The 26,589-nt window shown below is 49.3% G+C and carries 26 protein-coding genes; 17 read left to right on the top strand and 9 right to left on the bottom strand.

Annotated features, from left to right (window positions below):
* The first annotated feature begins 95 nt into the window (after window positions 1-95).
* The gene (locus BFC18_RS17420; protein WP_211481046.1) at window positions 96-1,292 is read left to right on the top strand and encodes an MFS transporter; all 1,197 of its coding nucleotides are present in this window, start codon (window positions 96-98) and stop codon (window positions 1,290-1,292) included.
* Between the two features lie 18 nt (window positions 1,293-1,310).
* On the top strand, window positions 1,311-2,165 hold the full coding sequence (locus tag BFC18_RS17415; protein WP_070126829.1) for an SDR family NAD(P)-dependent oxidoreductase: 855 nt from the start codon (window positions 1,311-1,313) through the stop codon (window positions 2,163-2,165).
* 24 nt (window positions 2,166-2,189) lie between these two features.
* On the opposite strand, the gene BFC18_RS17410 is transcribed toward BFC18_RS17415, so the two are convergent.
* Entirely contained in the window at window positions 2,190-3,062 is an 873-nt protein-coding gene (locus tag BFC18_RS17410) for a metallophosphoesterase (protein ID WP_170826622.1), read from the bottom strand.
* A gap of 367 nt (window positions 3,063-3,429) precedes the next feature.
* Between BFC18_RS17410 and BFC18_RS17405 the strand changes: the two genes are divergently transcribed.
* The gene (locus BFC18_RS17405; protein WP_070126827.1) at window positions 3,430-4,353 is read left to right on the top strand and encodes a LysR family transcriptional regulator; all 924 of its coding nucleotides are present in this window, start codon (window positions 3,430-3,432) and stop codon (window positions 4,351-4,353) included.
* 126 nt (window positions 4,354-4,479) lie between these two features.
* Here the strand turns inward: BFC18_RS17405 and BFC18_RS17400 are convergent, their stop codons facing one another.
* Window positions 4,480-5,127, bottom strand: a complete 648-nt coding sequence (locus BFC18_RS17400) for a TetR/AcrR family transcriptional regulator (protein WP_070126826.1) — start codon at window positions 5,125-5,127, stop codon at window positions 4,480-4,482.
* A gap of 142 nt (window positions 5,128-5,269) precedes the next feature.
* On the opposite strand from BFC18_RS17400, the gene BFC18_RS17395 reads away from it, so the two are divergent.
* Window positions 5,270-6,370 (top strand): HlyD family secretion protein, encoded by a 1,101-nt coding sequence (locus tag BFC18_RS17395; RefSeq protein ID WP_070126825.1) that lies wholly within the window; start codon window positions 5,270-5,272, stop codon window positions 6,368-6,370.
* A 12-nt stretch (window positions 6,371-6,382) separates the two neighbouring features.
* Complete coding sequence (locus BFC18_RS17390) at window positions 6,383-7,930, top strand: DHA2 family efflux MFS transporter permease subunit (RefSeq protein ID WP_070126824.1); 1,548 nt, start codon at window positions 6,383-6,385, stop codon at window positions 7,928-7,930.
* A gap of 42 nt (window positions 7,931-7,972) precedes the next feature.
* On the opposite strand, the gene BFC18_RS17385 is transcribed toward BFC18_RS17390, so the two are convergent.
* Together BFC18_RS17385 and bioA are read right to left on the bottom strand one after the other, a co-directional pair.
* A complete protein-coding gene (locus BFC18_RS17385) occupies window positions 7,973-8,503 on the bottom strand; it encodes a DUF2937 family protein (RefSeq protein WP_070126823.1) in 531 nt (176 codons plus the stop codon).
* Between the two features lie 9 nt (window positions 8,504-8,512).
* Window positions 8,513-9,784 (bottom strand): adenosylmethionine--8-amino-7-oxononanoate transaminase, encoded by a 1,272-nt coding sequence (gene bioA / locus BFC18_RS17380; RefSeq protein ID WP_070126822.1) that lies wholly within the window; start codon window positions 9,782-9,784, stop codon window positions 8,513-8,515.
* Between the two features lie 98 nt (window positions 9,785-9,882).
* Here bioA and bioB point away from each other — a divergent pair, with 98 nt between their 5' ends.
* The 4 genes from bioB to bioD are packed head-to-tail and all read left to right on the top strand — an operon-like array spanning window position 9,883 to window position 13,705.
* The gene (bioB, locus tag BFC18_RS17375) at window positions 9,883-10,995 is read left to right on the top strand and encodes a biotin synthase BioB (RefSeq protein ID WP_070126821.1); all 1,113 of its coding nucleotides are present in this window, start codon (window positions 9,883-9,885) and stop codon (window positions 10,993-10,995) included.
* On the top strand, window positions 10,995-12,152 hold the full coding sequence (gene bioF / locus BFC18_RS17370) for an 8-amino-7-oxononanoate synthase (protein WP_070126820.1): 1,158 nt from the start codon (window positions 10,995-10,997) through the stop codon (window positions 12,150-12,152). The genes bioB and bioF overlap by 1 nt, the downstream gene beginning before the upstream one ends.
* Entirely contained in the window at window positions 12,149-13,027 is an 879-nt protein-coding gene (locus tag BFC18_RS17365) for a methyltransferase domain-containing protein (RefSeq protein ID WP_070126819.1), read from the top strand. The genes bioF and BFC18_RS17365 overlap by 4 nt, the downstream gene beginning before the upstream one ends.
* Window positions 13,028-13,705, top strand: coding sequence for a dethiobiotin synthase (gene bioD / locus BFC18_RS17360; RefSeq protein ID WP_070126818.1), 678 nt, complete (start codon window positions 13,028-13,030; stop codon window positions 13,703-13,705).
* Here the strand turns inward: bioD and pepE are convergent.
* Window positions 13,682-14,398, bottom strand: a complete 717-nt coding sequence (pepE, locus tag BFC18_RS17355) for a dipeptidase PepE (protein ID WP_070126817.1) — start codon at window positions 14,396-14,398, stop codon at window positions 13,682-13,684. The two genes, bioD and pepE, sit on opposite strands and share 24 nt — an antisense overlap.
* Window positions 14,399-14,555: 157 nt before the next feature.
* Here pepE and BFC18_RS17350 point away from each other — a divergent pair, with 157 nt between their 5' ends.
* The gene (locus BFC18_RS17350; RefSeq protein ID WP_070126816.1) at window positions 14,556-15,536 is read left to right on the top strand and encodes a Gfo/Idh/MocA family protein; all 981 of its coding nucleotides are present in this window, start codon (window positions 14,556-14,558) and stop codon (window positions 15,534-15,536) included.
* A 17-nt stretch (window positions 15,537-15,553) separates the two neighbouring features.
* Here BFC18_RS17350 and BFC18_RS17345 read toward each other — a convergent pair whose 3' ends face one another.
* Window positions 15,554-15,841 (bottom strand): hypothetical protein, encoded by a 288-nt coding sequence (locus BFC18_RS17345; protein ID WP_139139038.1) that lies wholly within the window; start codon window positions 15,839-15,841, stop codon window positions 15,554-15,556.
* 83 nt (window positions 15,842-15,924) lie between these two features.
* Window positions 15,925-17,022, bottom strand: coding sequence for a serine hydrolase domain-containing protein (locus BFC18_RS17340; RefSeq protein ID WP_070126814.1), 1,098 nt, complete (start codon window positions 17,020-17,022; stop codon window positions 15,925-15,927).
* 136 nt (window positions 17,023-17,158) lie between these two features.
* Here BFC18_RS17340 and BFC18_RS17335 point away from each other — a divergent pair, with 136 nt between their 5' ends.
* Window positions 17,159-17,788 carry a winged helix-turn-helix domain-containing protein gene (locus BFC18_RS17335; protein ID WP_139139037.1) on the top strand — a complete coding sequence of 210 codons (630 nt, stop codon included), beginning with the start codon at window positions 17,159-17,161 and terminating at the stop codon, window positions 17,786-17,788.
* A gap of 36 nt (window positions 17,789-17,824) precedes the next feature.
* Window positions 17,825-19,099 carry a TolB family protein gene (locus BFC18_RS17330; RefSeq protein ID WP_070126812.1) on the top strand — a complete coding sequence of 425 codons (1,275 nt, stop codon included), beginning with the start codon at window positions 17,825-17,827 and terminating at the stop codon, window positions 19,097-19,099.
* A gap of 24 nt (window positions 19,100-19,123) precedes the next feature.
* Here the strand turns inward: BFC18_RS17330 and gdhA are convergent, their stop codons facing one another.
* Window positions 19,124-20,470, bottom strand: a complete 1,347-nt coding sequence (gene gdhA, locus BFC18_RS17325) for an NADP-specific glutamate dehydrogenase (protein WP_070126811.1) — start codon at window positions 20,468-20,470, stop codon at window positions 19,124-19,126.
* A 216-nt stretch (window positions 20,471-20,686) separates the two neighbouring features.
* Between gdhA and BFC18_RS17320 the strand changes: the two genes are divergently transcribed.
* From BFC18_RS17320 to BFC18_RS17310, 3 genes are all read left to right on the top strand, one after another.
* A complete protein-coding gene (locus BFC18_RS17320; RefSeq protein WP_070126810.1) occupies window positions 20,687-21,376 on the top strand; it encodes an SDR family NAD(P)-dependent oxidoreductase in 690 nt (229 codons plus the stop codon).
* Between the two features lie 194 nt (window positions 21,377-21,570).
* Window positions 21,571-22,044, top strand: a complete 474-nt coding sequence (locus BFC18_RS17315; protein ID WP_070126809.1) for a low molecular weight protein-tyrosine-phosphatase — start codon at window positions 21,571-21,573, stop codon at window positions 22,042-22,044.
* Between the two features lie 363 nt (window positions 22,045-22,407).
* On the top strand, window positions 22,408-23,754 hold the full coding sequence (locus tag BFC18_RS17310) for a class II 3-deoxy-7-phosphoheptulonate synthase (RefSeq protein WP_070126808.1): 1,347 nt from the start codon (window positions 22,408-22,410) through the stop codon (window positions 23,752-23,754).
* A gap of 6 nt (window positions 23,755-23,760) precedes the next feature.
* On the opposite strand, the gene BFC18_RS17305 is transcribed toward BFC18_RS17310, so the two are convergent.
* On the bottom strand, window positions 23,761-24,102 hold the full coding sequence (locus BFC18_RS17305; protein ID WP_070126807.1) for a hypothetical protein: 342 nt from the start codon (window positions 24,100-24,102) through the stop codon (window positions 23,761-23,763).
* 69 nt (window positions 24,103-24,171) lie between these two features.
* On the opposite strand from BFC18_RS17305, the gene BFC18_RS17300 reads away from it, so the two are divergent.
* Window positions 24,172-24,591, top strand: coding sequence for a DUF3224 domain-containing protein (locus BFC18_RS17300; protein ID WP_070126806.1), 420 nt, complete (start codon window positions 24,172-24,174; stop codon window positions 24,589-24,591).
* Window positions 24,592-24,890: 299 nt separating this feature from the next.
* Window positions 24,891-26,480, top strand: coding sequence for a rhamnogalacturonidase (locus BFC18_RS17295; protein ID WP_070126805.1), 1,590 nt, complete (start codon window positions 24,891-24,893; stop codon window positions 26,478-26,480).
* Window positions 26,481-26,589: the final 109 nt, after the last annotated feature.

Genomic DNA, 26,589 nt, shown 5'->3' with positions numbered 1-26,589 from the left:
TCTAGTTGTTTGAGTGTCACCTTATAGTTCGTATAAGGGTTGTTAATCACTGGGTAGAATAGCGCCATTGACAGATTAATCAACTTGGAGCGAACGTGAGTTCAAAGCAAGCGACAACTGAGCAGGTAGTCAGGCCACCACATGGGCTGACAAGTGCAAAGTTGGTACTCGGAATGGGTGGATTAGCCATTGGGACTGGTGAATTTGCCGCAATGGGCTTGTTACCATCGATGGCCGACACCTTTAACATCTCGGTATCTGAAGCAGGTTATGGCGTAATTGCTTACGCATTTGGGGTGGTCATTGGGGGTCCTTTTCTTGCCGTGTTAACGGCGCATCTCCCAAGGCAACGAGTACTGATAGGTCTTTTGGCAATCGTTTTAGCAGGTAACCTCGCTACGGCGTTAGCCCCTGAGATGATTAGCTGGCTTACTGCCCGGTTTATTTCAGGCATTCCCCATGGAACCTATTATGGCATCGCTTCACTGGTGGCGGCATCAATGGTACCTGAAAATCAGCGAGCGACGGCCATTGGCCAGGTCATGCTGGGGCTGGCTGTGGCAAATCTGCTTGGTGTTCCTTTCTCTACCTGGCTGGGACAGGTGGCTGGATGGGAAACCACTTTTCTCGTCATTTCAGCGATAGCATTAGTTACACTTGCGCTTACCTTTTACTTCATTCCCTTTGTTACGGGAGATAAAGCCGCAACCCCTATGAAGGAATTGAGTGTACTGAAACAAGCCGATGTCTGGGCGACGCTACTGGTCGCAACCATTGGCTTTGCCGGTATGTTTTCCCTCTACAGCTATATCACGCCAAGTCTACAGAATCTGACCGGAATGGCTGAAAGCACGGTTCCCTGGATGCTCATGGCGTGGGGTGCTGGCATGGTGATTGGCAATGTTGTGGGCGGGAAATGTGCCGATAGCGCCATGGTGCCATCGCTGTACGGCATTTTAATCTGGAATGCGCTGTTTCTCGCCGCGTTTGCTTTCTTCGCCACGGATATCTGGTCATCAGCCATTCTGCTGTTTCTGATTGGTTGTGGATTTGCGCTCGTACCCGCCCTTCAGTCGAGACTCATGGACGTTGCCAGTAACGCCCAATCACTGGGAGCAACGTTAAATCACTCAGCTTTCAACCTTTCTAACGCGCTGGGGGCGTGGCTCGGCGGCATTGCGTTATCGGTTGGCTTCGGGTGGGAATCACCTGCGATCGTCGGCGCGGTCCTTGCCGCTATTGGTGTGCCCGTACTTGCATTGTCGCTATTACTGGCGAAATCAAAATCTTAATTATTTAAGGAGTTAAGGATGTCTGAATTACAACGTAAAACCCCATTTGCTGCCGGAAATGTCGCTGTTGTCACAGGCGGCGCAAAAGGACTTGGCGCAGAGGCGGTAAAACAGTTTCTCAGTCGCAACATGCAGGTTATCGTCATCGATAACGATGATAAGGCGCTGCATAAACTGCAACAGGTATGTCAGGCGCCGACTTTACTAACACCGGTTGTCGCCGACCTGACTGATGAAAATGATCTTGCGCTCGCGTTTAGTTCAATTACTGAACGCGTTAGTGAGATTCATGTTTTGTTAAACAATGCGGCAGTTATGACGAAGACAGGGTTTAACGATGCGTTATCTGAATGGAAAAGCGTTTTTAACGTAAATGTCTGGGCCATGCTGTCATTGACGCAACAGCTGTTACCTCTTATGACATCTGGTGCCATCATAAATGCTGGCTCAAAAGAAGGCATTACCACGCCTCCCGGGCAACCTGCCTATTCAGTAGCAAAAGCGTCAGTGAAAGTACTGACTGAATTGCTGCAGCATGAACTTCGAAATACAAAACCTGACGTATCAGCGCATTTGCTGGTTCCCGGTTTCACCCATACCCCCATGAACTTTCCGGATGGCGATACTACGTCTGAAAGAGCCAGAGCCGCCTGGCCCACTTCAAAAGTGATAGAGCTTATGATTACGAGAGTGAATCGCGGTGATTTTTATTTATGGGGATTAGATAAAGAAACCACCCGGTCTCTGGATATGGCAAGAATCACCTGGCATTACCAGGACATTATCCAGAATCGGCCACCGCTCTCACGCTGGCACCAGCAGTATAAATCAGACTTTGTGGAGTTCGCCGAACATTTCTGCACTATCGAATAAAGACGAAGATGCAGGTCAAAACTTTTACATTGCTGGTGATGACCGTAGTGTGATGACAGTAATTTCAGGGGGCACGCCAAGCCGGAACGGGAAGCCAGTCCAGATCCCGGTTCCGGCATTGACATACAGCTTCATATTGCCGACATCATATAGGCCACGCACAAAACCATTATTAGCAGGACCGGCCAGTAATCCCAGAGGTCGAATCATACCACCATGGGTGTGACCTGATAGTTGAAGAGCGATTCCATGTTTCGATGCATTCAGTCCATCCACGGGTTTGTGAACAAGCAGGATTTTTGTAGCGCCCTCGGGTGTGCCAGACAGTGCGGTTTCAAGAGCAGGCATGGCCGCCCCCTGGGTTGCGGCAATGTCATCGGGTAAGCCGAGAAGCACTAACTTATCATCGTTTTTGTCTAAGATGATGTGTTGATTTTCGAGAAACTGAATTGGCAGTGATTTGTAAAAGTGTCGCCAGTTATCGTAATCGAAATAATATTCATGATTACCAAAAACGGCATATACACCATCGGCCGCATCTAATTGGGATAAAGGCGCCATATCAACTCGACGGTCTGCCAAATAGCCATCTGACAAATCACCGGCAATCAAAATAAGATCAGACTGAAGTTGATTTGTGGTGCTGACAACCTGTTCTGCCCAGGCAGAATCGAGTAACTGGCTGATATGGAGGTCAGACAACAGCGATATTTTGTAACCATCAAATGACGTTGGAAGGCCGGGCAGGGAGACACTGATAGATTTAATTGAAGGCTGAGAAGTAGCGTTGTAAATGCCAGAAGCTGAAAGACTCAGTGCGACTATTACTAAAGTAAAAAATGAAAATTTATTCAGCGCGAGCGATTTTCTGCTGAATACCGAGATTAGCTTAGCCACTCCGAATTCAACAACAACTAGCAGGGAAAGGAATGTGATACCGCCGAAGCACCACATCCAGAGAATGATGATTGAACGCGGAATCTCAGGAGAAAACATATTACCGAAAATAAGCAGGCACCACAGGTGAAACTCACAAATAGCCACTAAAACGAAAGCAAGAATAATCGTTAATGTTGGTTGCCGAAAAAGGTTCCGAGTACGTAAAAAAACGATAAGTGCCGGGATAAATGTATAGATAAAAAACATGTTTTGATGGACACCGCGATGCTATGCCGAATATGTGAATTCCAAACTTTACCACGACAACCTTGCAATGATTGTTGGCTTAATCTCAATGCTCGGTTGACTAACATTCAAGGAGACTATGTTGCCAGTCAGACCAATATCTCGATTGTCCCGTCAGGAACTCGCTGATCTTAATGCTTTCTGTATGGTCGAACGCATGCGGAGTTTCACCAAAGCGGGGGTAGAGTTGGGTATCACCACATCCGCGTTAAGTCATGCGATCAGAAATTTAGAGAGCCGACTTGGGATTAGGTTATTGAACCGTACGAGCAGAACTGTAGCACCAACGGATGCTGGAGAAGCTCTGGCCAAGCAGCTGAATAAAGGGTTTAGTGAAATCTCAGCAGGCCTTGAGACGCTGAATCAGTATCGTGACAAGCCTGCCGGTAGAATTCGACTAAACGTATTGAGCGATGGTGCACGGCTGGTTCTTGCTCCCCACTTAGCACGTTTTCTCAGTGCTTATCCCAATGTTGAAGTGGACATTATGGTGGATGACCAAATTGCGGATATTGTTGAGGCTGGGTTTGATGCCGGGTTTCGATACGGAGGAACGATTCCTGAAGATTTCGTCGCGATGAAGGTTTGCGACAATCTTCGCTGGATTGCCGTAGCTTCTCCAGACTATTTAAAAGACAAGCCTCCCATTGAACATCCCGATGATCTACTAGAACTCAATTGTATTCAAATCCGAACGGGGCAAGGAGTTATTATGAAGTGGGATTTCGACCGCGGCGATGAAAGACTGTCTATTGATGTTCGTGGCCAGGTTTGCGTGGGCGAGACCGCACTGGGCATTGAGTTGGCTCTGGCTGATGTGGGGATATTTTATTGTCCAGAACAGCGGGTTGAAGGTTATCTCTCCAGCGGAAAACTGCACTGTGTGTTACCGAACTGGGTAAGCCTGGATGACGGCATGTATATTTATTATCCGAGTTTCAGAACGCCTCCAAGAGGATTGCGGGAACTGATAAGTGTACTAAGAGAAGGAATGCTCTCGTAGGCACTCCCACCAAATATGAAGACGAGAATTAGACAGTAGAACGTCATTATAAGCGCCAAAAGAATCCCATGGTTGTGTACATTCTAAATTTGTAAGCTTATCTGCGCCGCTCTTTTCAAGCTTTGATCACTTATCAGACCTGCACCCATTCAAAAACATCGATACTGCGCTTTCCACATAGTGGGCTTTTTCATCTTCAGACAAAATAACTTCTTCACCCAGCACCGAGCGCAGGTGCATAGTGCCCTTGAACAAACTGACAAGCTGTTCTGCGGCAATTTTGCAGTCGTTAATTTCCAGATAACCACGCTGGTTCAACTTTCTTAGATAATCTTCAACCCGGCGCAAGTTTCGCTCTGGCGCGGTCTGCATGAAAATTTCTCTCAGTTGAGGGTATCGGGCTGATTCTGAAATCAAAAGCCGGTGAATCGCGCCGACATAAGGCGAGGTGAGAACATTAATAAACGCGATGCCCAACGCATTGAGTACCTTTTCAGGCTCTGGGTTATCGGCATCAAGGGGAAGCAGAGAATCAGACAAATTTTCTGTAGCCCGTTCAATGATGGCTTTAAACAGGCCTTCTTTATTTCCGAACATTCGATAGAGGGTGGCCAGGGAACCGCCTGCCTTCGACATAATTTCCTGCAGGCTGGTGGCTTCGTAGCCGTTCTCAATGAAGGAGGCTTCCGCTGCGTCCAGAATTTTATTCCGGCGCTGTAGCCCTTTTTCCCGGGGCGTGTAGGAATCGTCAGGCAAGTTTTCTGATTTTGGCATAACTGCTATGGAATACCTTTATTAAGTTCGAAACGGGAGTCTATCAAAAAAGTAATCAACGACCTATCACCGAAGTCTAGTCGCAAATAAAAATGTAGTGTAATATACGTTACACTTTTGGTTTGCAGTTGTAGAGAAGAAAATGCCGTCAGTTAAAACACTCATTTTGTCACTTGCCGGGCTAATCGCCGTTTCGTTTATCGCAAACGAGGCGTGGTACTGGTATGAAGACGGACGCTTTATCGAGGAAACGGATAATGCTTACGTTAAGGCTGACAGCATCGCCATTCGTCCGGAAATATCGGCGCGCATAAAAGCTGTGTTGGTGCACGAGAACCAGCACGTAAAAGCGGGAACGGTGATGATCCAGTTGGATGAAGGGGATTATCTGGCGCAGGTAAGTGAAGCGGAGGCACAGCTAGCAGTGGGGCGTGCGGCAATTGCGAATGCGAAAGCCCAGATAAACCTGCAGGACAAAACCATTGCAGAAGCACAGGCCAGTATCGATGCGGCCAACGCTGAACTGAATCGCAGCGAGTTGGAACTGAACCGGTTTAAAGTGCTGGAGAAGCAGTCGTTTGATTCCAGACAGCAAGTACAGAACGCAGAAGCTGCCATGTTAGTAGCAAAAGCACAGGTCGACCAGGCCATTGCCAGCAAAGCGGCAGCTGAGCAAATGATAGACGTGTTGAATGTGCAGTTTGATAGCGCAAAGGCGCAGCTGAATGTGCTTGTGGCACAGCGAGACTATGCACGTAATCAGTTGGAGAAAACCCGTATTGTGGCACCGGTTGACGGCATTGTTGGCAATCTCGGCGCCCGGGTTGGCAGTGCGGCGCAGCCTGCCCAAACTTTGCTTTATGTGGTACCGCTTCCTGATGTGTACGTGGTCGCCAATTTTAAAGAAACACAAATCGGTAATATGTCAGCAGGACAGCCCGTAACCTTGCACGTAGATGCTGCGCCAGATATTCAGTTTACCGGCATTGTTGAATCCCTCGCGCCAGCGTCGGGCACAGAGTTCAGCCTGTTACCGGCGGACAATGCCACGGGCAATTTCAATAAGATTGTTCAGCGCGTGCCGGTACGTATACGTGTGACCGGACCAGAAGCATCGTTGCCATTGCTACGCCCCGGTTTATCAGTGGTACCAGGGGTAGACACCCGGACATTTCACAAGCAAATTTCCTATTTAATGGAAAGTGATACACCTTACAACAGTTCGCTTACCTCATTGCAATAACAGAGCGGATTTATGTCTACACAACAGGATTTGCCAGATTTTAAACATCGGCTCGGATTCTTTGCTGCCATTCTCGGCATGTTTATGGCTATTCTCGATATTCAGATTGTTGCCAGTTCGCTGAATGAAATTCAGGCTGGCGTGTCGGCTACGCCAGATGAAATTTCCTGGGTACAAACCGCGTATCTCATTGCCGAAGTGGTAATGATCCCGCTTAGCGGCATGCTCACCCGTTGGCTTTCAACCCGGCTTACCTTTGTGATCAGCTGTAGTGCTTTTACCTTAGCGAGTCTGGGATGTGCCATGGCACAAACTATCGACCAGTTAATTGTGCTGCGTGCCATTCAGGGGTTTGTTGGTGGTGCTATGATCCCCATTGCCTATGCGTTGAGTTTTCGTTTGTGGCCGCCACGGATGATGGGCGTGATACAGGCGCTCATCGGCATGATTGCCACTACTGCACCGTCTATTGGCCCGACTCTGGGCGGCTACATTACTATTTCCCTCAGTTGGCACTGGTTATTCCTGATGAATATCGTTCCCGGTATCGTGGCTGCGATATTGGTGTGGATGTATCTGGATATCGATAAACCGGATTTCTCGTTGTTTAAAAAGATAGACTTCATGGGGCTCGGTTTTATGGCGCTGTTTCTGGGCTCGCTGGAATTTGTCCTTGAAGAGGGTCCGGGTGAAGACTGGTTTGCCAGCCATGAAATTATCTTTATGAGCATGCTATGCGTGTTGGGAGCCATCGCATTTTTCTGGCGTACCCTCACGGTAGAGATGCCCATCGTTGACCTTAAAGTGTTCCGTAATCGCAACTTTGCCCTTGGCACCTGGTTAGGATTTCTGGTCGGGGTGGCGCTGTACGGTCTGGTTTATCTGATGCCCATGTTTTTTGGTACAGTGCGTCAGTTTAATAGCCTTCAAATTGGCGAAATCATGTTTGTCACTGGGGCGACCATGTTCCTCAGCGCGCCGGTAATGGGTAAGCTGTCTGATAAAATTGACCCTAGGCTACTGTTAACTTATGGCCTGTTTATGGTCGGCCTGGGCGCTATTCTCAACAGCACACTAACGGCGGATGCAGGCTTTGATGCTTTCTTCTTGCCGCAGATTGTGCGCGGTGCCGGATTACTGGTGTGCATATTAACGGTGACACGCATCGCCATGGGAACACTTCCGCAGCATGAAATCAGTAATGCGTCGGGGTTGTTCAACGTAATGCGAAATCTCGGTGGTGCGGTAGGGCTGGCAACCATGGATACCATCCGCGATGTTCGCTTCGATTACCACTGGGAGCAGTTGATTGGTGCCATTAACACCACCCGGGATGTGGTTGTCGACACACTTTATCAGTCTCAAATGCAATTTACAGGCATGGTAAGCGATCCGGCGGCTGCTGCGGTAAAACAGCTGGCACAGCGAGTTTCTACGCAGGCTTATGTGTTGTCGTTTAACGACCTGTTTCTGTGGTTAGGCATTGTTTATATTCTGGCAATTCCACTGATGTTATTTATTCGGAAACCGGCACCGGGTAAAGCGCCTGCTGAGCATTAATGGTGAAACTAAAGAATAAGCCTGATTTTCAGGCTTACGCTTTTACCCGAATCTCACCCGATGCTTCCTCTCTCGATACCAGTGATAACCGTGGCGGCAGGCCCAGAACGGACAAATGATGAGTAGGTTAATCAAAATCGCAGTAGCCAGACTAAACACAATGGCGGTTGGCGTGAGTGGTATAGACGGGGCGAAATTATCCAGCACACGAACAAGGGTGTCCTGACGGCTAGGCGCAAACATGTAGCTGGCCTGTTGAAAATAATTGCCGTTGTTCAGTTTGGTGAGGCCTTCATCGGCTTCAGCCAGTCGTACCAATAAATCGGATTTATTGGCGGCATCTTCCCGTACTACTGCGTCGGCATTCTGTTTCAAACTGTCAATCAGCGCATCTACCGACGGGTAGTTGAACTGTCTGGCAAGAACTTCTAATTCAGCTACCTGCTCACGGGTGGCATCGAAGTATCCGGCGAGGTACTGGCGGTAGTGATCGGCAAGAATAGGCACCTGCAGCGCGGCAATAAAGAGCGCTGCAAATAATAACTTGTCGATAACCCGTGCCAGTACATGCATAGTTTGTCCTTACAGGCTGGCGAGGGTGTCGTAAATGCCGTCGGTCAGCCGCTTTAATTGAGATTCACTGATTATGTACGGTGGCATGATGTAAACCAGTTTACCGAAGGGGCGGATCCATATGCCTTTTTCGACGAATGACTTTTGCATTCGCGCCATGTTTACCGGCTGTCTGGTTTCCACCACGCCGATGGCACCCAGCACGCGCACATCCGCCACGGCAGGTAATTCCTTGCAGCGAGGCAGGCTGGCTTGCAGTTGCTTTTCGATACCAGCAACCTGCTGTTGCCAGTGTCCTTCATTGATCAACGTCAGGCTGGCATTCGCTACCGCACAGGCCAGCGGGTTACCCATGTAAGTGGGACCATGCATGAACACGCCCGGTTCACCCTGACATACGCCCTGTGCAACATCTTCTGAGCACATTGTGGCCGCCAGCGTCATATAGCCGCCAGTGAGCGCTTTGCCCACGCACATAATGTCGGGACTGATATGGGCATGGTCGCAGCCGAACAATTTGCCGGTGCGGCCAAACCCGGTGGCAATTTCATCGCAGATCAGCAGCACATCGTAAGCATCGCAGAGCTGTCGGCAACGCTTGAGATATTCGGGATGATAAATCCGCATGCCACCCGCGCCCTGAACAACTGGTTCAATAATCAGCGCGGCAAGTTCATGATGATGACGCTCAAACAATTCCTGCAGCGGCAGGATGTCGTCTTCACTGAAAGTCTGATCGAAACGGGTTTGTGGAGCCGGGGCGAATACCTGTTTACTCAGCACACCGGAGAACAAACTGTGCATGCCGTTTACCGGATCGCACACCGACATAGCTGCAAAGGTATCGCCATGATAACCATTGCGGGGCGTAAGAATGCGGTGTTTTTCCGGTCGCCCCTGACAGGCCCAGTATTGCAGTGCCATTTTCAGCGCTACCTCTACCGACACCGAGCCTGAGTCGGCAAGGAACACCCGGTTCATGCCATCTGGCGCCATATCCAGTAGTTGTCGGCACAACGAAACCGCCGGGTCGTGAGTGAGACCACCAAACATCACATGGGAGAATTTGTCGATTTGCGCTTTGGCGGCGTCATTCAATGCTGGATGGTTATAGCCATGAATGGCAGCCCACCAGCTCGACATGCCATCGATTAACGTCTCGCCGCTGGCAAGCTGGATTTCCACCCCGCTAGCGCCGGTCACTTCAAAGCAGGGTAGAGGGGAGATGGCAGAGGTGTACGGATGCCAGATATGCTGGCGATCAAATTCAATATTGCTCAAAATATAGCCACTAGTAAAGGTTTGAAAATGGTCAGAGTTGACAACTCGCTTACTGCGAATAGACTAAGCCAGCATTTCTCATTAGTAAAGGATAGGGCATGACCATCGCGTCGACCGCACCACACACTCAGACAGACATTCGCCACGACTGGACCCGTAAGGAAGTTCTGGCACTTTTCGCATTACCATTTAATGATCTGCTGTTTAAAGCCCAGACCGTACATCGTCAGCATTTCGACCCGAACGAAGTTCAGGTGAGCACGCTGCTGTCGATCAAAACCGGCGCGTGCCCGGAAGACTGTAAATACTGCCCGCAAAGCGCACGCTATGATACCGGTCTGGAAAAAGAACGTCTGCTCGAAATCGAAAAAGTTATCGAGCGCGCCAAAGAGGCCAAAGCCACCGGTTCCACCCGTTTCTGCATGGGCGCGGCGTGGCGTAATCCCCGCGACCGCGATATGCCGTATGTGACCCAAATGGTGTCTGAGGTGAAAAAGCTGGGTCTGGAAACCTGCATGACGCTGGGTATGCTTACCCGTGAACAGGCTATCGCGCTTAAACAGGCTGGCCTGGATTACTACAACCATAACCTGGATACCTCACCGGAATTCTACGGCGACATCATTACCACCCGTACCTACGACGACCGTCTGAACACCCTGCAGAACGTGCGCGATGCGGGCATGAACGTGTGTTCCGGTGGTATTGTAGGCATGGGCGAATCTGCTGAAGATCGTGCCAGCCTGCTGATGCAACTGGCAAACCTGCCGGAACAGCCGCAAAGTGTACCCATCAACATGCTGGTCAAAGTAGAAGGTACGCCGCTTGATAAAGTGGACGATCTGGAGCCTTTCGAATTTATCCGCACCATTGCCGTGGCCCGTATCATGATGCCTGCGTCTCACGTACGTTTGTCCGCCGGTCGAGAAAATATGAACGAACAGATGCAGGCCCTGTGCTTTATGGCCGGTGCAAACTCGATTTTCTACGGCTGCAAACTGCTGACAACATCAAACCCGGATACCCACGAAGACGTACTCTTATTCCGTAAGCTGGGTATCAACGCCGAGCGTACCCGCGAATTCTCTGATGAAGCCCATGAACAGGCGCTGCAGGAAGAGATCGCGGCACAGTCGGCACCGGCAGATTTATTCTATGATGCCACCACGCCGAAATCCGCAGCAAAATCCCCTGCAGCCACGGAGGCCTGATGGCATTTGAATTTTTCGATACTGCGCTGAAAGACAAGCAGGAAGCGGGGTATCTGCGTCGTCGTCATATTGTTGAATATGAAAAAGACGGCGTGATTTGTGTAAATGGTGAACACTACCTGAACTTCGCCAGCAACGACTACCTCGGTATGCGTCAGCACCCCGGCGTGCTGCAAAGCTGGGTGGAAGGACTGGCGCAGTTTGGTGGTGGCAGCGGTGCATCGCCGCTGGTCACCGGTTACACTCAGGCCCATTCGGCGTTGGAAGGCTATCTGGAAGAGAACTTGCAGCGTGAAGCTGTGTTGCTGTTCAATTCCGGCTTTGCCGCTAATCAGGCGATTTGTCAGGCACTCTTTTCGAATGGCGGTAACGCCGTTGCCGACAAATACATGCATGCGTCGTTTATCGACGGCGTGCTGGCAAGCAATGCATCGTTTAAACGTTTCCGTCATAACGATACTGCGCACCTGCAAACTCTGCTGGATAGCAGCGAGGGCGATACCCTGGTCGCCAGCGAAGGCGTGTTCAGCATGGACGGTGACAGTGCTCCAGTCGATGTGCTGGTAAAACAGTGTGCCGACAAAGGAGCCTGGCTGATGCTTGACGATGCCCATGGGTTCGGCGTGCTGGGTGAAAATGGTTTCGGCACTGCGGAACTTTATCAGTTATCCCAGCAGGATGTGCCAGTGCTTATGGGTACCTTCGGTAAAGCGGTTGGTACCGCCGGGGCGTTTGTTGCCGGCAGTCAGGCGTTTATCGATTATCTGGTAAACACCGCTCGACACTATATTTATTCCACAGCAATGCCGGCTTCTCAGGCTATTGCGACCTTGTATTCACTCACAGTCATCGCTGGCGGTGAAGAGCGAGGCAGGCTTGCCGAAAATATCAGCCATTTCCGCACCGTGGCGGCAAAGCAGGGGTTAACCCTGACTGAATCGCAAAGTGCAATCCAGCCGGTGATCTGCGGCGACCCACACAAAGCGTTGGCATTATCAGATGCGTTAAAACAGCGTGGCATTTGGGTTCCAGCCATTCGATATCCCACCGTGCCGAAAGGCTCCGACCGCCTGCGCATTACCCTCAGCGCTTCGCACAGCACAAAAGATATTGATGTGCTGGTGGATGCACTGATGCTGGCAATGGAGTCGGTGTGAGCAGTCAATATGTTGTAGCCACGCATTTGGACAAGCACGTTGAAACGCAAACGGGTGCTGGAAAGCAGGCCATTGCTACCCGGTTCAGTCGTGCCGCATCTACATACAATGATATTGCAGATATTCAGGCGCGGATTGCTGGTGATGCCCGTGAAGCCTTACTTTTGCAACTAGCAGACACCAGCCGAAATTCCCTTGATGTTGGCAGCGTTCTCGACAACGGTCGCGTCCGTGACAGCGGCTGCGTCCTCGACATTGGCTGTGGCACTGGCCGTGAGAGTGCGAGGTTGGCGGCGAGCGGTTTAGCGGTAACCGGCCTTGATATCGCCCCCGCAATGCTTGAAAAAGCCCGTGAGGATTATCCCTCCATTACGTTTTGTGAAGGCGATGCCGATGCGTTGCCTTTTGAAACCGGTGAGTTCGGCGGCGTATTTTCTTCCATGGCACTGCAGTGGAGCGAGTCACCGCAACAAGCTATTGCTGAAGTGGCAAGAGTGCTGAGATCCGGTGGTCGCGGCCAACTTGCCATCATGGTGGCGGGTTCGTTTCAAGAGTTGGCACAAGCGCGTAGCGATGCTGGATTAACCGCCAGCGTCAATACACTACCCAGTGCGCTGGTGTGGGAAAAAGCCGCGGGGCAGGCGGGACTCAAAACGCTGTATTCTGAAGTGACAACCTATACAGATTGCTTCGATAATATTCGCGCGCTGCTGCGGTCCATCACCAAAGCCGGGGCTGGACTATCGTTAAATACCCGCGACACTTCTCCAATGACCCGCGCTCAGTTGCAAGCGCTGGATGCTGCTTTTTCAAGGAATGCTGACGGCCAGCTTTCACTGACCTATCACGTTCTTCATCTTTCTCTGGAAAAATAAATGACCACGTCTTATTTCATTACCGGCACAGATACTGAGGTCGGTAAAACCTTTGTGTCTTCATTATTGCTGAAGGCCGCTGCCGCAGCGGGTTTACAATCTGTGGGCTACAAGCCCGTGTCTGCTGGCTGTGAGCTGGTGGATGGCGAAATGAGCAACGAAGATGCGCGCTCGCTGCATGCCGCTTCGTCACTGCCGGTTTCGCTTAGTGAAGTGAATCCCATTGCGCTAATGCCACCCATCGCACCACATATTGCTGCGGCTCAGGTTGACCATACAATCACTTCGGAAGCCCTAATTGCTGGATTTACCCATTTACAAGATAAACAACCGGATTTTCTGCTCATGGAAGGGGCGGGTGGCTGGCGTTTACCGCTGGGTAACGATTTGTGGATGCCGGATGTGGTGAAAACCCTGAAGCTGGATGTGATTGTGGTGGTGGGGATGCGTCTTGGATGCCTTAATCATGCCATGCTTACCTGTGAAGCGATTCAGCACGATGGACTCAACATCAGAGGCTGGATAGCCAATCAGCTGAGCCCAGACATGCCGGTGTACCAGGAAAATCTGGCGACCCTCAAAGCCGCCATGCCAGCGCCCTTGCTGGCGGAAATCCCCTACGGCGCCGGTGACGACACCGTAGCGGCATTACACTCACTGGTGCATGAACTGAGATAAATCGTCACCGTCATTAATCGGGGTTTTATCTTTATCTACAAAGATAAAGCCACCGTGCTCGCCTTTAAACATCAGCTTGCCGCCCGACAATACCAGCGCCGTGCCTTCGCGTATAGCCAGCACCGGTGTCTTTGGGTTCAGCGTAGTGAATTCAGCCAGTCGCTGATCACGGGTTTCACCGTTAAAGCCCGGCGGATGATAATCGGAATAGTGCGGATTCAACTGGCAGGGAAGTAATGCTAGTGCATTGAACGACGGCGGTTCAATAATGGGCATATCGTTGGTGGTACGAATGGTGGCTCCACAGATGTTGGAACCAGCACTCCAGCCAATATACGGTGTGCCCGCATTAATCGCTGTACGGATGGATTCAATCAGGCCGTCACGATAAAGGCAGCTCAGCAGATTGAAGGTGTTTCCACCACCTACCAGAATTGCCGTACGGTTTTTCTGCGCTTCCATCACCGCCTGTTCAGGGTGTTCAAAGGTGTGCAGGCCGGTTACGTTAAAATCCGGCAATGCGGCTTGCACCTTATCGGTGTATTCATCGAAGCTCATGGTCACACCGGCATACGGAACGAACACTACGTCGCGGATATCACCTAAGTGTTCAAGCATCAACGGTTTGGCGTGCTCAAGGTAATCTTCATTCCCTACCCGGGAACTGCTCAGCATTAATACATGGGCAGACATGGTTACTCCTTGCTTGTCGTTATTGGCCGCACATCATACGTGATGGCCTCCATTGATTCATCCTTTAGTATAAAAGGTTGCGAACAACTGTCCGCCATGAAATGCTTTTTAGCAGTCTAAATCATTCATTGTGCGAAATTATCAAGGACTGAAATAAATGGAAAAAGTGAAGTGGGGCATTATCGGCGTAGGCGATGTGTGTGAAGTGAAAAGCGCGCCAGCTATGCAGCTTATTGAGAATAGTGAACTGGTAGCTGTGATGCGACGCACCGGCGAGCTCGCGCAGGATTATGCGCAGCGTCACAACGTACCCAAATGGTATGACGATGCTGACGCACTGATTAACGACCCCGATATCAATGCTATCTACATTGCCACACCGCCGGATGGCCACCTTCCTTACGCACTTAAAGCCGCGGCAGCAGGAAAGCCGGTGTACGTAGAAAAGCCCATGGCGCGGACTTACCAGGAATGTGAGGAAATGATTGCCGCCTGTGAACAGGCGAGGGTGCCGTTATTCGTTGCTTACTATCGCCGCTACCTGCCAAATTTCCTGCAGGTGAAGCAATGGCTGGACAATGGCGAAATCGGCGACGTGCGACAGGTACATGTGAGCCTGATGCAGTCGGTGCGCCCACAGGTTCTCAATAATATCGATAAACCCTGGCGGGTGAACCCGGAGGTGGCGGGCGGCGGCTATTTCTATGATTTAGCTTCTCATCAACTGGATCTGCTGGATTTTCTGCTTGGCCCCATTGCAACAGCCAGCGGTCTGAACGCCAATCAGGGCGGGTTGTATAACGCGGAAGACAGCGTTACTGCCTGCTGGCTGTTTGATAATGGTGTGCTCGGCAGTGGTAACTGGTGTTTCAGTGCCGCCCAAAGTGCCGAGTGTGATCGCGTTCAGATCATCGGCAGTGAAGGGATGATTGAATTCCCTGTGTTTGGAAAAGGCGTGGTGACCTTGCACAAAACTGGCAGTGAACCATTAGTACTCGAGTTCGAACTTCCTAAGCACATCCAGCAGCCGCTAATCACCGCCATTGTTGGCAATTTAATTAACGGTACTGAATGCGATTCAACCGGCGAGTCCGCAGCACGAACTAACCGGGTGATGGAGCAGATTGTTAAGCAATAGGCTTTTGCGTTAAGCGCTTAATCATCATCCCGTGGCGGTGGACGTCTGTCACCGCCGCCCATGTTGTTTGGGCGGCAAGCCAGTTCATCACTGTCTGCATCGGGCGGTGGTGCCATGCACACGCCTTCTACGGTTTCACCCTCCCGACCGGACATCGCACAGCTATCCTGTTCGCTAGCCGAGGCACAGGCATCATAAGCTTCCTGCGGGATTTGTGGTGGTTTACGATTCTCTGCTGCCTGCGCGAGTACGGCCGCTGTGGCAGTAACGAGAAGCACGCTAACTATCAGTTTCTTTCTGAACATAAGAAATTCCGTGAAAATAAAATTAACGTTTCGACTCATAGCGTGAGCGGAGGTTTATTGATTTGCAGAACCTTTACGCACCTTTATTTTTCGGGCTTTGTGCTTTCATCAAATGCAATAGCGGCTATTATGCTATTGGTAATTACTTCAGGCGCAGTCCAACCACCGCCGTTAATACCATCGCTGTTACTCAGCACAACAACAAAAGTTTTGCTGTCTTGCAGATAAGCACTATGGCTGGAATAGCCCATGGTCGAGCCATTCATTCTCAGCGCGCGCTTACCACCCACTTTTTCTATTGAGTAATTATATGGACCAGGAACCTGGGAACCGTCATTTAGCGCAATAGGACGGGTGAGAGCGGAAAGCTGGTCTGCATTAAGAAGTTTTCCCTGCATTAATGCAGAATTAAAAGTATTCAGGTCGTCTACTGTCGAGAGTAAATCGGCTGCACCAAACGCCCAGCGCCAGTTTAGAAAATCGTGTTGTCGTGGCGTGGCGCCATCAAATGTATATCCGGTGGCCTTTCCTTTGACAATCTGAAAGCTCGCCTGATGGGTGTGTTGCATGTTTAGCGGGCGAAAGATCATTTTCTGAAGTGCTTCTTCGTATGCCATTTCAGATGCTTTTTCAATGATAGAGGCGAGCATGCTGTAACCAACATTACTATAAATAACGTGTTGACCCGGTTCGTACGCCCATCGGCCATTTTTAAATTCCTGGATCAGACTGTCGAGATCCGTATCATCATTAATTCGCGTAGCGAGAAATTCAGGTTCATTGATTGGGTCGACAAGGCCCGATGTATGGGAAAGCAGATGCGCAATTGTTACTGGTGACTTTTGTGATGTGATCCCCGGAATATAGCGACTAACCAGGTCGTTTCGGTTCAGCTTTTCTTGTTGCTCCAGCAGTAAAATTGCAGTGGCAGTAAACAGCTTGGTCAGTGAGCCAATTTCGAAAACCGTGTTGGCGTTAACTGGCACACCAAGTTCAATGTTGGCTAGGCCAACCGCTTTTTTACAAACTACGGTATTGTTTTGCGCTACTAAAAACACAAACCCAGGAGCGTCATGTTTTGCATACTGCGCGGCGGCTTTTTCTACACCAGGGAAAGTGCATGCGAGTAGCTTGGCGCTGAATACAACCGTGACAATCACAATGAATTTCATTAACCTCATTTTTGTTTTCCTTATTGGTGAATAACGTCGTCGGTTATCCCATCACAGTGAATGAACAGCGATATTGGAACACTGTTTTTTCTCTGATGTTTTTATGATGTGCCTATTTATCAACGGTTTATTTTATTGAGGTTGTGTGGAAAGGTTTTATTTACAGGGAGTATGCGTAGACCCGACTCGAGGCGAAATTTCGTCTGGCGATGAGGTCTGTACGGTTGAACCTAAAGCCATGGCGGTACTGGTTTACCTTGCAGAGCATGCTCATACCGTGGTGTCGCAAGAGGCTTTGTATAATGCGGTATGGCCACGTGGTATATTCAATCCGGGGGTTCTACAGCGCTGTATCGCCCAGTTAAGAAAAGCGCTTTCTGACGATGCCAAAAATCCCGTATTCATTAAAACGCATCCCAAACGGGGTTATTCCCTGGAAGCTACCCCTGAACGGAAAATGACGTCTAGCTCCAAGCCCTGGCTGCCGATATTTGTTATTACCGTCGCTGTACTTTTGTTAACTATTGGCTTCGTGGGAAAGCCTACAGAGCCCACTTTTACTGGCCGACTCACGGCCATCACATCATCCGATAGCTATGATTTCTATCCGGCATATACCCAAGATGAAAAGTCCCTTGCGTTTATCAGACAGTCGGAACATGGTTCGCAAATCGTGGTGATTGATAGTCAGACGGGTAAAGAAATGCTTTCGCTGAACAAAAACCTCAATTATCAGGGACTGGCCTGGGCAGCAGATGGCTTAACACTGTATTAGCTTGCCCGAGACGATTCGGGGGACAGAATTGGTAAGGTGGACATCACAACCGGACAAGCGATACCGCTGTATCAGCACAATAAATCGATGTCTGTGTGGCGAATCTTTCCTGCTGGAAACGTGATGTATTTTATGGCTGAAAGTGTGCCATTAAATCGCCCACCAGAAACAGCCTTGTATGAGCTAGATTTGGTGACGAAGGCGATATCCCCAATACTGCGAAGTTCTGATAGTTTTACCCCTTATCGCTTTGCACTGACGAACGTCAACAAGCGATTTGCAATTGCTGGCGAGAGCGAGAGAAACACCATTGAGTTTAGGATATTTGAGGTTGATAGTGGCAAACTTAGCGAGCCCTTTGCCTCGTTACCATTAGGTTTTACTGAAATCAACTGGTACGACGAATCTCAGCTTGTGGTACATCATCTCAATAAGTTGTATTTACTCTCATTGGATGGTGAATTGACAAAACTCCCCATCGACAGCTTTATGCGAATTTTTAACCCTGTAGTAGCACCACAATCTGGCAATATCGCCATGACCGTGACTGAACAGGACCGCGACCTGGTTCTCATCGATATGGATAGCCAGCGTGAGCAGCGGGTAATAAATTCAACGGGCGAGGATCACTTAGGTCGTATTTCTGCAAACGCGAGGCTGCTGGCATACGTATCTGCCCGCAGTGGTGTGCAACAGGTGATGATTGCGGCCGACGGCAAGACCTTACAGGTTTTCCCCAATCCGGAAAACCTGCCGGTGAATAGGGCACCGGTATGGGATAAAAGCGGCAGACGACTCGCATTTGCACAAGGGCAGAACCTGCATGTATTTGATACCCGAACTCAAGCATTACAAACAATAGCGATGCCAGACTGGTTCACTTCCGTACTTGATTGGTATGAAGACGGCGAACGCTTACTGTTAGCCACCAAAAAGGATAATCAGTCCTGGTTCGAAGTTTTCGATTTGCAGAGCCAAACGTCCCAACGTATCACTGAAACTGGCGTTAATTATTACGCCAGGCTGGACCGCAATGATGCTCTGGTTTTCAGCGTCGATGACACCGTATATTGGGGAGAAAACCGTTATCAGCATCCTACTTTTACCCAAAGTCATGGGCGGTATTTTCCGTCAGGGAATACATTGATTTATCAGGCGGGTGATAGCGTTTATGCTTTTGACGGACAACGTGTGAGTACGCTGCTTGCCACATTGCCCAATGACGCACAGCAGTTGATTGATGCGAATGCAAATCAACTGCTATTTGAGTCTTCGGTTACGGCGCGAGCAAGAATAGTTAAGTTAGACTAGCAAAGGTGCGAAACTTCAACCAACCTAAACGCCTTGTGCCACCATGGCATCAGCGAGACGTCTAAAAGCAGCAATGTTGGCCCCTTTAGCATAATGAATGAAGTCGCCGTCTTTGCCTTCTTCCACACACTGTTGGTGGATGTGCTGCATGATGGATTGCAATTCGTTGTCTAAGGCTTCCCAGGAGTCTCTACTGAATGTGGCGTTTTGTGCCATTTCAAGGCCAGAAAGTGCCACCCCGCCAGCGTTAGAGGCTTTGCCCGGTACAAAAGGAATGCGGGCGTCAGCAAAAACTCTCTGGGCTTCGCTGGTACAGGGCATATTGGCGCCTTCGAGCACGTATTTAACACCGTTGTCTTTCAGTTGTGTCGCATCATTTTCATCGAGTTCATTTTGCGTGGCGCAGGGTAAACAGATATCCATAGTTTGTCCCCACGGCTTTTTGTTCTCCTGCCAAACAGCGTCTGCGCTGCTTTCATCTGCCAGAGCGGTAAGCACATTGTTGTAGCTAGCGTTGTTTTCAATTGCCCAGCGAATATCACTTTCGCTAAAACCGTCCTTTTTAATCAAGCAGCCGCGACTGTTCGACAAGCTTACAACAATCGCATTTTTGGTTACCGCCTTAAGCGCAGCATGTAGTGCCACATTACCCGCACCACTAACACCAACACATTTGCCCTCTAGTTGCTCATCGTGTTCAGCCAAAACGGCTTCAAGCATGTAAATCAGGCCGAAACCTGTCGCTTCAGTGCGCACATGGCTGCCGCCGAAGGAAATGTCCTTGCCAGTAAGGGTGCCTTCAAACTGATTATGGATACGCCGATATTCACCGTAAAGGAAGCCGATTTCCCTGCTACTTACATTGATGTCTCCCGCAGGTACGTCGGTATGCGAGCCAATGTGGCGTTGTAGCTCGCCCATAAACGCTTGGCAGAACCGCATGATCTCGTTATTACTGCGACCTTTGGGATTAAAGTCTGAGCCACCTTTTGCGCCGCCCATGGGAAGACCTGTGAGGGCGTTTTTAAATGTTTGCTCGAAGGCAAGGAACTTTAAAATGGATTCATTCACAGTGGGGTGAAAGCGTAATCCACCTTTGTATGGACCAATCAGACCGTTGTGTTGAACACGCCAGCCACGATGAATCTCAATCTCGTTGTTATCATTCATCCATTGCACGCTAAATTGAATGATGCGCTCGGGCACGCACAACCGTCTCACCACATCGCACTTTTTATAATCGTCGTGCACATTTGCCACTGGCATGATGTCATTCACGATTTCATCAACAGCCTGTAGATATTCTGTTTGTTCGGCATATTGGCCGCTCAGCCATTCGAGTAATTGGTCTTGATTAGATGTGTGACTCATATCACCTCTTTACGGTTCTTTATCAATGAAATTGTTTTGCTTACCCTTTGAAGCTTTGGGGTTTCTACCCTTGGGATGAGTGACATGATCATTAATTTCCTGTCATCAACCGTACATGCTTTCTTACAGAAGTCGGGGAGTAGGTGAACCAGGGAACGGCCATGCCGTACCAAAATTGAACCTTCCTTTATCACACAAGAAATCACAGGAGGCATTATGACTAAAACGGTATTGGTGACTGGCGGCAACCGGGGTATTGGTTTGGAAATTGTTCGTGGTTTTGCCAAGCAAGGCTATAAGGTGCTACTCGGCTGTCGACGAGAAGAAGATGGCGAAGACGTCAAAAAAGACATCGTGGGCAAGGATATTCAGGTTGTAGAGTTAGATTTAAGCAATACAGCTTCTGTAAAAGAGCATATGAACCGTGCCATGGCGGTGTATGGCAACATTGATGTATTAGTGAATAATGCTGGCATCATGGAAGATGGTGCATGGGAGGAGCTTGACCCTGCGGCGATAGCGCAGTCGATGCAGGTGCACGTAAATGGCCCGTTTGCACTTATTCAACAAGTGCTGCCAGGTATGTTAGAAAACAATTTCGGCCGCATCGTTAACGTATCTTCAGGTTACGGCGCTTTCTCTGAAAACATGCAGGGGCCGCTTGCCTATGCAGTGAGTAAGGCTGCACTTAATGCACTCACGCTTAACTTAGCGAATCAAATCGACAGTGACAAAAACGTAAAAATAAACGCCATGTGTCCCGGTTGGGTGCATACCCGAATGGGCGGCAGTAGTGCACCGCGTACGCCAGAGAAGGGCGCAGAGACGGCGATCTGGCTTGGTCAGCTTGATGATGATGGCCCTAGCGGTCAGTTCTTCCGTGATAAAAAGCGACTTGACTGGTAGCACGCTCAGATTATTCAAATCTCTGGAGTCGAAATGCCCGGCAGCGGGCATTTATCGTAAAGCCATTTCGAAAAAAAGCTAAACGGCGTTTATGCAACGTCTAAAATGTGGCACCCTAATAGGCTGTTCGAAATAGTTTTCCTGTCTGTGGCGGTAGTTGTCCGCGGCAGCGCCCGATAAGTAGAAAGAGTGAAATGAGTAATAAAGCCAATAAACCCTCTGTGTTGTTCGTTTGTCTGGGCAATATTTGTCGATCTCCTACCGCTGAAGCGGTATTCCGTCACAAAGCGAAATTGGCAGGACTGGACATGGTCATCGATTCTGCCGGTACCCATGGTTACCATATTGGTAAGGCGCCGGATAAGCGTTCAATCGCGACGGGAGAAGAACGTGGCTACTCGTTTAAAGGTTTAAAGTGTCGTCGAGTGGAAGCGTCGGATTTCGAACAATACGACTACATCATGGCCATGGACGAGAGCAACTACGAAAACCTGATGGAAATTAGTAATGGGGTTAATCAGGACCGCATCCACTATTTCCTCGACTTTGCGCCGGGTGACGACAAAGAAGTGCCTGATCCTTATTATGGCGGCAAGAAAGGGTTTGAGTTAGTGCTTGATCTTATCGAGAAGGCTTCCGACGGTTTTATTGCTCACCTCAGAAAATAACGTTGGTTTGTTGCTGGTGCCATTCTGATTATATCGAAGGCACCGCATAGCAACGACAGCGAACAGCCCGAAAAAACTCCACGATTTTTGCATAATGAAGCCTATAGTCGCGGTTTAAATGTGATAGACTCCGCGCAGGTGTTCACTATAAAGCCGAAATGTGGTCAAAAGCTTGCGTTTCGCAATAAAGTACGGTCAGGTTCAACAGTGCATTTCGCATCCTTTCCTGATGAACCGAATACACAAATCCTGCAACACCCACACGGAAAGTGATTTTTCTGGTATCACGGAATCGATATCAACAAGTCGTCCATGGGACATCAATCTGTACGGGCCATCGCTGTCAATTAATGAGGAGAAAGCGTGAGTAACTGGCAACCCGACAGCTGGAGATCTAAGCCGATTCTGCAGCAACCTGAATATGATAATCAGGAACAAGTTAATCAAGTTGAGCAAACACTGAGCAAGTACCCGCCACTGGTTTTTGCCGCTGAAGCACGTGAACTGCGTCGTCAGCTGGGCGAAGTGTGCGAAGGGAAAGGCTTTTTACTGCAGGGCGGTGATTGCGCTGAATCTTTTGATGAATTTAACGCACCCAAAATCCGCGATACCTTTAAGGTAATGCTGCAGATGGCTATCGTAATGACTTTTGCCGGTCGTTGCCCAGTCACCAAAATTGCTCGTATGGCTGGCCAGTATGCCAAGCCACGCTCTTCAGATTATGAAACCATCAACGGCGTTACGTTGCCAAGCTACCGTGGCGACATCATCAACAGCTTTGAATTCACCGAGGCGGCCCGTCGCCCTGATCCGAACCGTTTATTAGATGCCTATCACCGCAGTGCATCTACGCTGAATCTGCTGCGCGCGTTTGCGCAAGGTGGTTTGGCTGATCTTAACGAAGTAAACCGTTGGAACATGACGTTCCTCGAAAATAACCCGCTGAAAGAGCGCTATCAGGACATTGCTGACCGCATTCAGGATTCTCTTGAATTCATGAAAACCATTGGTCTGAATTCACTGAACACGCCTTCACTGCACGAAACCAGCCTGTTTACTTCTCACGAAGCACTGCTGCTGAACTATGAGCAGGCGCTAACTCGCATCGATACCCTGACAGGCAAGCCATACAACTGTTCTGCACACATGGTGTGGATTGGTGAGCGTACCCGTCAGCTTGACCACGCACACGTAGAATTCTTCCGCGGCATCAATAACCCTATTGGTGTAAAAGTGGGTCCTACGATGGACGAAGATGAGCTTATCAAATTAATTGATGTGCTGAACCCGAACAACGATGCGGGCCGTCTGACACTGATCACCCGTATGGGCGCTGATAAGCTGGAAGCAAACCTGCCGCGTCTGCTGCGTCGTGTTAAAGCGGAAGGCCGTAAAGTAGTATGGAGTTCTGATCCGATGCACGGTAACACGTTCTCGGCATCAAGCGGTTATAAGACCCGTAACTTCGATGCGATCTTAAGCGAGATTCGTCAGTTCTTCGCAGCCCACGAAGCTGAAGGTACCCACGCTGGTGGTGTTCACCTGGAGATGACAGGCCAGCACGTTACTGAATGTACTGGTGGCGCTTATCAGATTTCAGATGAAGATCTGAAACAAGCTTACAAAACCCAGTGTGATCCGCGTTTGAACGCCGATCAGGTTTTGGAAATGGCGTTCCTGGTCGCAGACCATTTACGCAAAGGCGCGTAAGCCTATTTAGTTTTCGCTGGCGGCAAACGTCGCCAGCGCTTCTTCTCGTTCTTCCTCAGTCAAAATGCCGGTAAAAATCGTTGTTCGACGCAACGTATTCCATCGCGGTTCATCACTTAATAATTGTTTTTTGAACGCCTCAGGTTGGCCTCTTAATTCAAGCACACTGTGCCATAGCAAATAGCTACCATAACGCAGTAACTTCTGCTCGTAGCGTGCCTCTAGCGTTAATTCTGCCTGCGTGATGAGTGCCGGATTAGCGAGCAGTTTATCGGCGATGAAACCGTGTATGTGCAGTATACGCTGGTCGATATCCGCATCCCGCTGTTTTCTGGATCTTGAATACATCTTGCTACTTCTTTAATCTGCTGTATGGTTATACAGTGTCATTCTAAAACCAAATCCGGAGAAAATACAATGGCAGAAGATGGTAATGAAGTGCAAGGTAAAGAAATACAAGGCAAATTTGACGTTAATCTTAATCCGCTGGATGTGCATATGCCTGCCTCGGAATCCTTAAAGCCAGGGCGGATGACCATAGATAAAACCTTTCACGGGCCGCTATCGGCAACCAGTAAAGGCGAGATGTTGTCGGTAATGACTGCAGTTCCAGGCTCAGCCGGTTATGTGGCGATGGAAATTGTCAGCGGTACACTGGACGGAAAAACCGGCACCTTTGCGCTTCAGCATTTTGGTGTAATGAATAACGGCAAAGACAGCCTTATTCTGAAAGTCGTACCTGACTCGGGCACTGACGAACTCGCCGGGCTTTCCGGTGATATGAAGATTATCCGTGAGGGCGGTGAGCACATTTATGTGTTTAATTATGCACTCTGAATGATTGTCTGCGTTTGCCGTTAACCAGAACACATCCGACTAAATATTCTAAGTCATAGCAACGCAACTACTTTGCGGAACTGAATTTTTTGTTCGCTCTATGTCTATAAATTCATATTTGAACGTTTTTCAACTTAAATGCGTTGGTACGCAGCGCTTTAACGGTTTGAATTGACGACAGCTTTATCCCCCTAATAGCATGCTTAAAAAGCCGGTTTTCTTTTGCATCGGCAGAGGTTCAGAGGGTAAAGGATATGGGCAGGTTTTTCATTCAGTTGTCTCTACTATGGATTGGGTTCATGGCTATGGCACAGGCGCAGGAAATAACAGGTTACTTCAATGTTCGCGACTTTGGGGCTGTGGGTGACGGCGCGACCAGAGATACCGATGCCATTAATGCTGCCATTTTTGCTGCTAGTGAGAGCGGCGGAGGAACGGTGTATTTCCCTCCGGGCACTTATGCCAGTTTTAGTATTGAGTTGAAAAGCCAGGTGGATCTGCATCTCAGCAACGGCGCAACTTTGCTTGCCGCGACGCCTGCGGATGAAAGCGAAGGATACGCGAAGCCCGAGCCCAATATTTGGGGCGAGAAATATCAATATCAGGATTTCGGGCACAGTCATTTCAGGAACAGCCTGCTCTGGGGCGATAATATTCACGATATCACTATTTCGGGTAGTGGACTGATAGACGGCAAAGGTCTGTGGAAAGGGCTTTATCCGCCACTCGGTCCTGCGCCTTCGGTGAATCCGGGCAATAAAGCTATCGCAATCAAAGGTGGTAGAAATATCACGTTTCGGGATTTCAGCATTTATCGCGGTGGTCATTTCGGTATCCTCGCAACGGCCATCAACAACCTTACCATCGACAATCTGCGTATCGATACTAATCGTGACGGCATCGATATCGATGTATGCAAAAACGTGCGTATTACCAATGTGGTTGTAAATAGTCCCAATGACGATGCAATCGTGCTGAAAAGCTCCTACGTGATGGGAGAGGCTATTGCTACAGAAAATGTCACCATAAGTAATAGTATCGTCAGTGGTTATGCCATGGGTACCATGCTGGATGGTACTTATCAGCCAATGACCGGTTCGGCTCCCGATGAAGACGGGCCGACCGGACGTATTAAACTAGGTACCGAGTCTAACGGCGGCTTTAAACGCATCACTATCAATAATGTGATATTCGATCACAGCCGTGGTCTGGCTCTGGAAACGGTAGACGGCGGCATTATAGAAGATGTGGTGGCGACGGGTCTGGTGATGAATCAGGTCAGCAATTCTCCTATTTTTATCTATAACGGCGCTCGCATGCGTGGGCCTGAAAATACGCCGGTTGGGGCAATTCGCCGGGTGTTAATCAGTGATGTTACGGTAAGTCATTCTGACGGACGTTTTCCGGTAATTATACAAGGTCTACCCGAGTCGCCGGTGGCTCAGGTTACGCTGAAAAATATGTATTTGAATATGGGGGGAGGGCTCTCTCAGCAAGATGTGCTTACACAAACGTCAGATCTTGTGAGTGCTTTCTTTGCCCTTGAAGAAGACGCGCCGCGAAAGTCAGTATTTGATGTTCCCGTTCGACGCGAAGCTTATCCTGAACCCAGCATGTTTGGTTTATTACCCGCATCAGGTGTGTATATGCGTTATGCCCACGATATCACGCTGGACAATATCAGCATGCGATTGGCTGAACCTGATACACGCTCTGTTCTGGTATTTGATTCTGTCGGCGATATAGAGCTTCGTGACCTGAGCTTGCCCGGCAATGAAAAGGCAGATCAGATTACGGTGATTAGCAGCGACAATATTGAATTGTCTACCTCAACCGGAAAACAGCAAAGTTTGTCTGCTGGAGAGGCAGAAGGTTTCAGTGGATTTTGACACAGTCAAGGCCGAATATCCCCATTACTTTAGTTAAATTTTGATTTTTACAGAATTTAGGACTGTGCACATTTTAGCAAGCATTCTTTAGCTCTTTTGAATTAACAGG

The organism is Alteromonas confluentis (genome assembly GCF_001757105.1).
GTDB lineage: Bacteria > Pseudomonadota > Gammaproteobacteria > Enterobacterales > Alteromonadaceae > Alteromonas > Alteromonas confluentis.
The sequence above is the reverse complement of the archived record's forward strand: the minus strand, read 5'-3'. Positions and strand labels throughout refer to the sequence as shown.

What these genes read in the sequence shown, in the direction of transcription:
- BFC18_RS17415 (WP_070126829.1), top strand. Translation starts at nt 1,311, where the DNA reads ATGTCTGAATTACAACGTAAAACCCCATTTGCTGCCGGAAATGTCGCT.
- BFC18_RS17405 (WP_070126827.1), top strand. Translation starts at nt 3,430, where the DNA reads ATGTTGCCAGTCAGACCAATATCTCGATTGTCCCGTCAGGAACTCGCT.
- BFC18_RS17400 (WP_070126826.1), bottom strand. Translation starts at nt 5,127, where the DNA reads ATGCCAAAATCAGAAAACTTGCCTGACGATTCCTACACGCCCCGGGAA.
- BFC18_RS17395 (WP_070126825.1), top strand. Translation starts at nt 5,270, where the DNA reads ATGCCGTCAGTTAAAACACTCATTTTGTCACTTGCCGGGCTAATCGCC.
- BFC18_RS17390 (WP_070126824.1), top strand. Translation starts at nt 6,383, where the DNA reads ATGTCTACACAACAGGATTTGCCAGATTTTAAACATCGGCTCGGATTC.
- BFC18_RS17385 (WP_070126823.1), bottom strand. Translation starts at nt 8,503, where the DNA reads ATGCATGTACTGGCACGGGTTATCGACAAGTTATTATTTGCAGCGCTC.
- bioB (WP_070126821.1), top strand. Translation starts at nt 9,883, where the DNA reads ATGACCATCGCGTCGACCGCACCACACACTCAGACAGACATTCGCCAC.
- bioF (WP_070126820.1), top strand. Translation starts at nt 10,995, where the DNA reads ATGGCATTTGAATTTTTCGATACTGCGCTGAAAGACAAGCAGGAAGCG.
- bioD (WP_070126818.1), top strand. Translation starts at nt 13,028, where the DNA reads ATGACCACGTCTTATTTCATTACCGGCACAGATACTGAGGTCGGTAAA.
- pepE (WP_070126817.1), bottom strand. Translation starts at nt 14,398, where the DNA reads ATGTCTGCCCATGTATTAATGCTGAGCAGTTCCCGGGTAGGGAATGAA.
- BFC18_RS17350 (WP_070126816.1), top strand. Translation starts at nt 14,556, where the DNA reads ATGGAAAAAGTGAAGTGGGGCATTATCGGCGTAGGCGATGTGTGTGAA.
- BFC18_RS17345 (WP_139139038.1), bottom strand. Translation starts at nt 15,841, where the DNA reads ATGTTCAGAAAGAAACTGATAGTTAGCGTGCTTCTCGTTACTGCCACA.
- BFC18_RS17340 (WP_070126814.1), bottom strand. Translation starts at nt 17,022, where the DNA reads ATGAGGTTAATGAAATTCATTGTGATTGTCACGGTTGTATTCAGCGCC.
- gdhA (WP_070126811.1), bottom strand. Translation starts at nt 20,470, where the DNA reads ATGAGTCACACATCTAATCAAGACCAATTACTCGAATGGCTGAGCGGC.
- BFC18_RS17320 (WP_070126810.1), top strand. Translation starts at nt 20,687, where the DNA reads ATGACTAAAACGGTATTGGTGACTGGCGGCAACCGGGGTATTGGTTTG.
- BFC18_RS17315 (WP_070126809.1), top strand. Translation starts at nt 21,571, where the DNA reads ATGAGTAATAAAGCCAATAAACCCTCTGTGTTGTTCGTTTGTCTGGGC.
- BFC18_RS17305 (WP_070126807.1), bottom strand. Translation starts at nt 24,102, where the DNA reads ATGTATTCAAGATCCAGAAAACAGCGGGATGCGGATATCGACCAGCGT.
- BFC18_RS17300 (WP_070126806.1), top strand. Translation starts at nt 24,172, where the DNA reads ATGGCAGAAGATGGTAATGAAGTGCAAGGTAAAGAAATACAAGGCAAA.
- BFC18_RS17295 (WP_070126805.1), top strand. Translation starts at nt 24,891, where the DNA reads ATGGCTATGGCACAGGCGCAGGAAATAACAGGTTACTTCAATGTTCGC.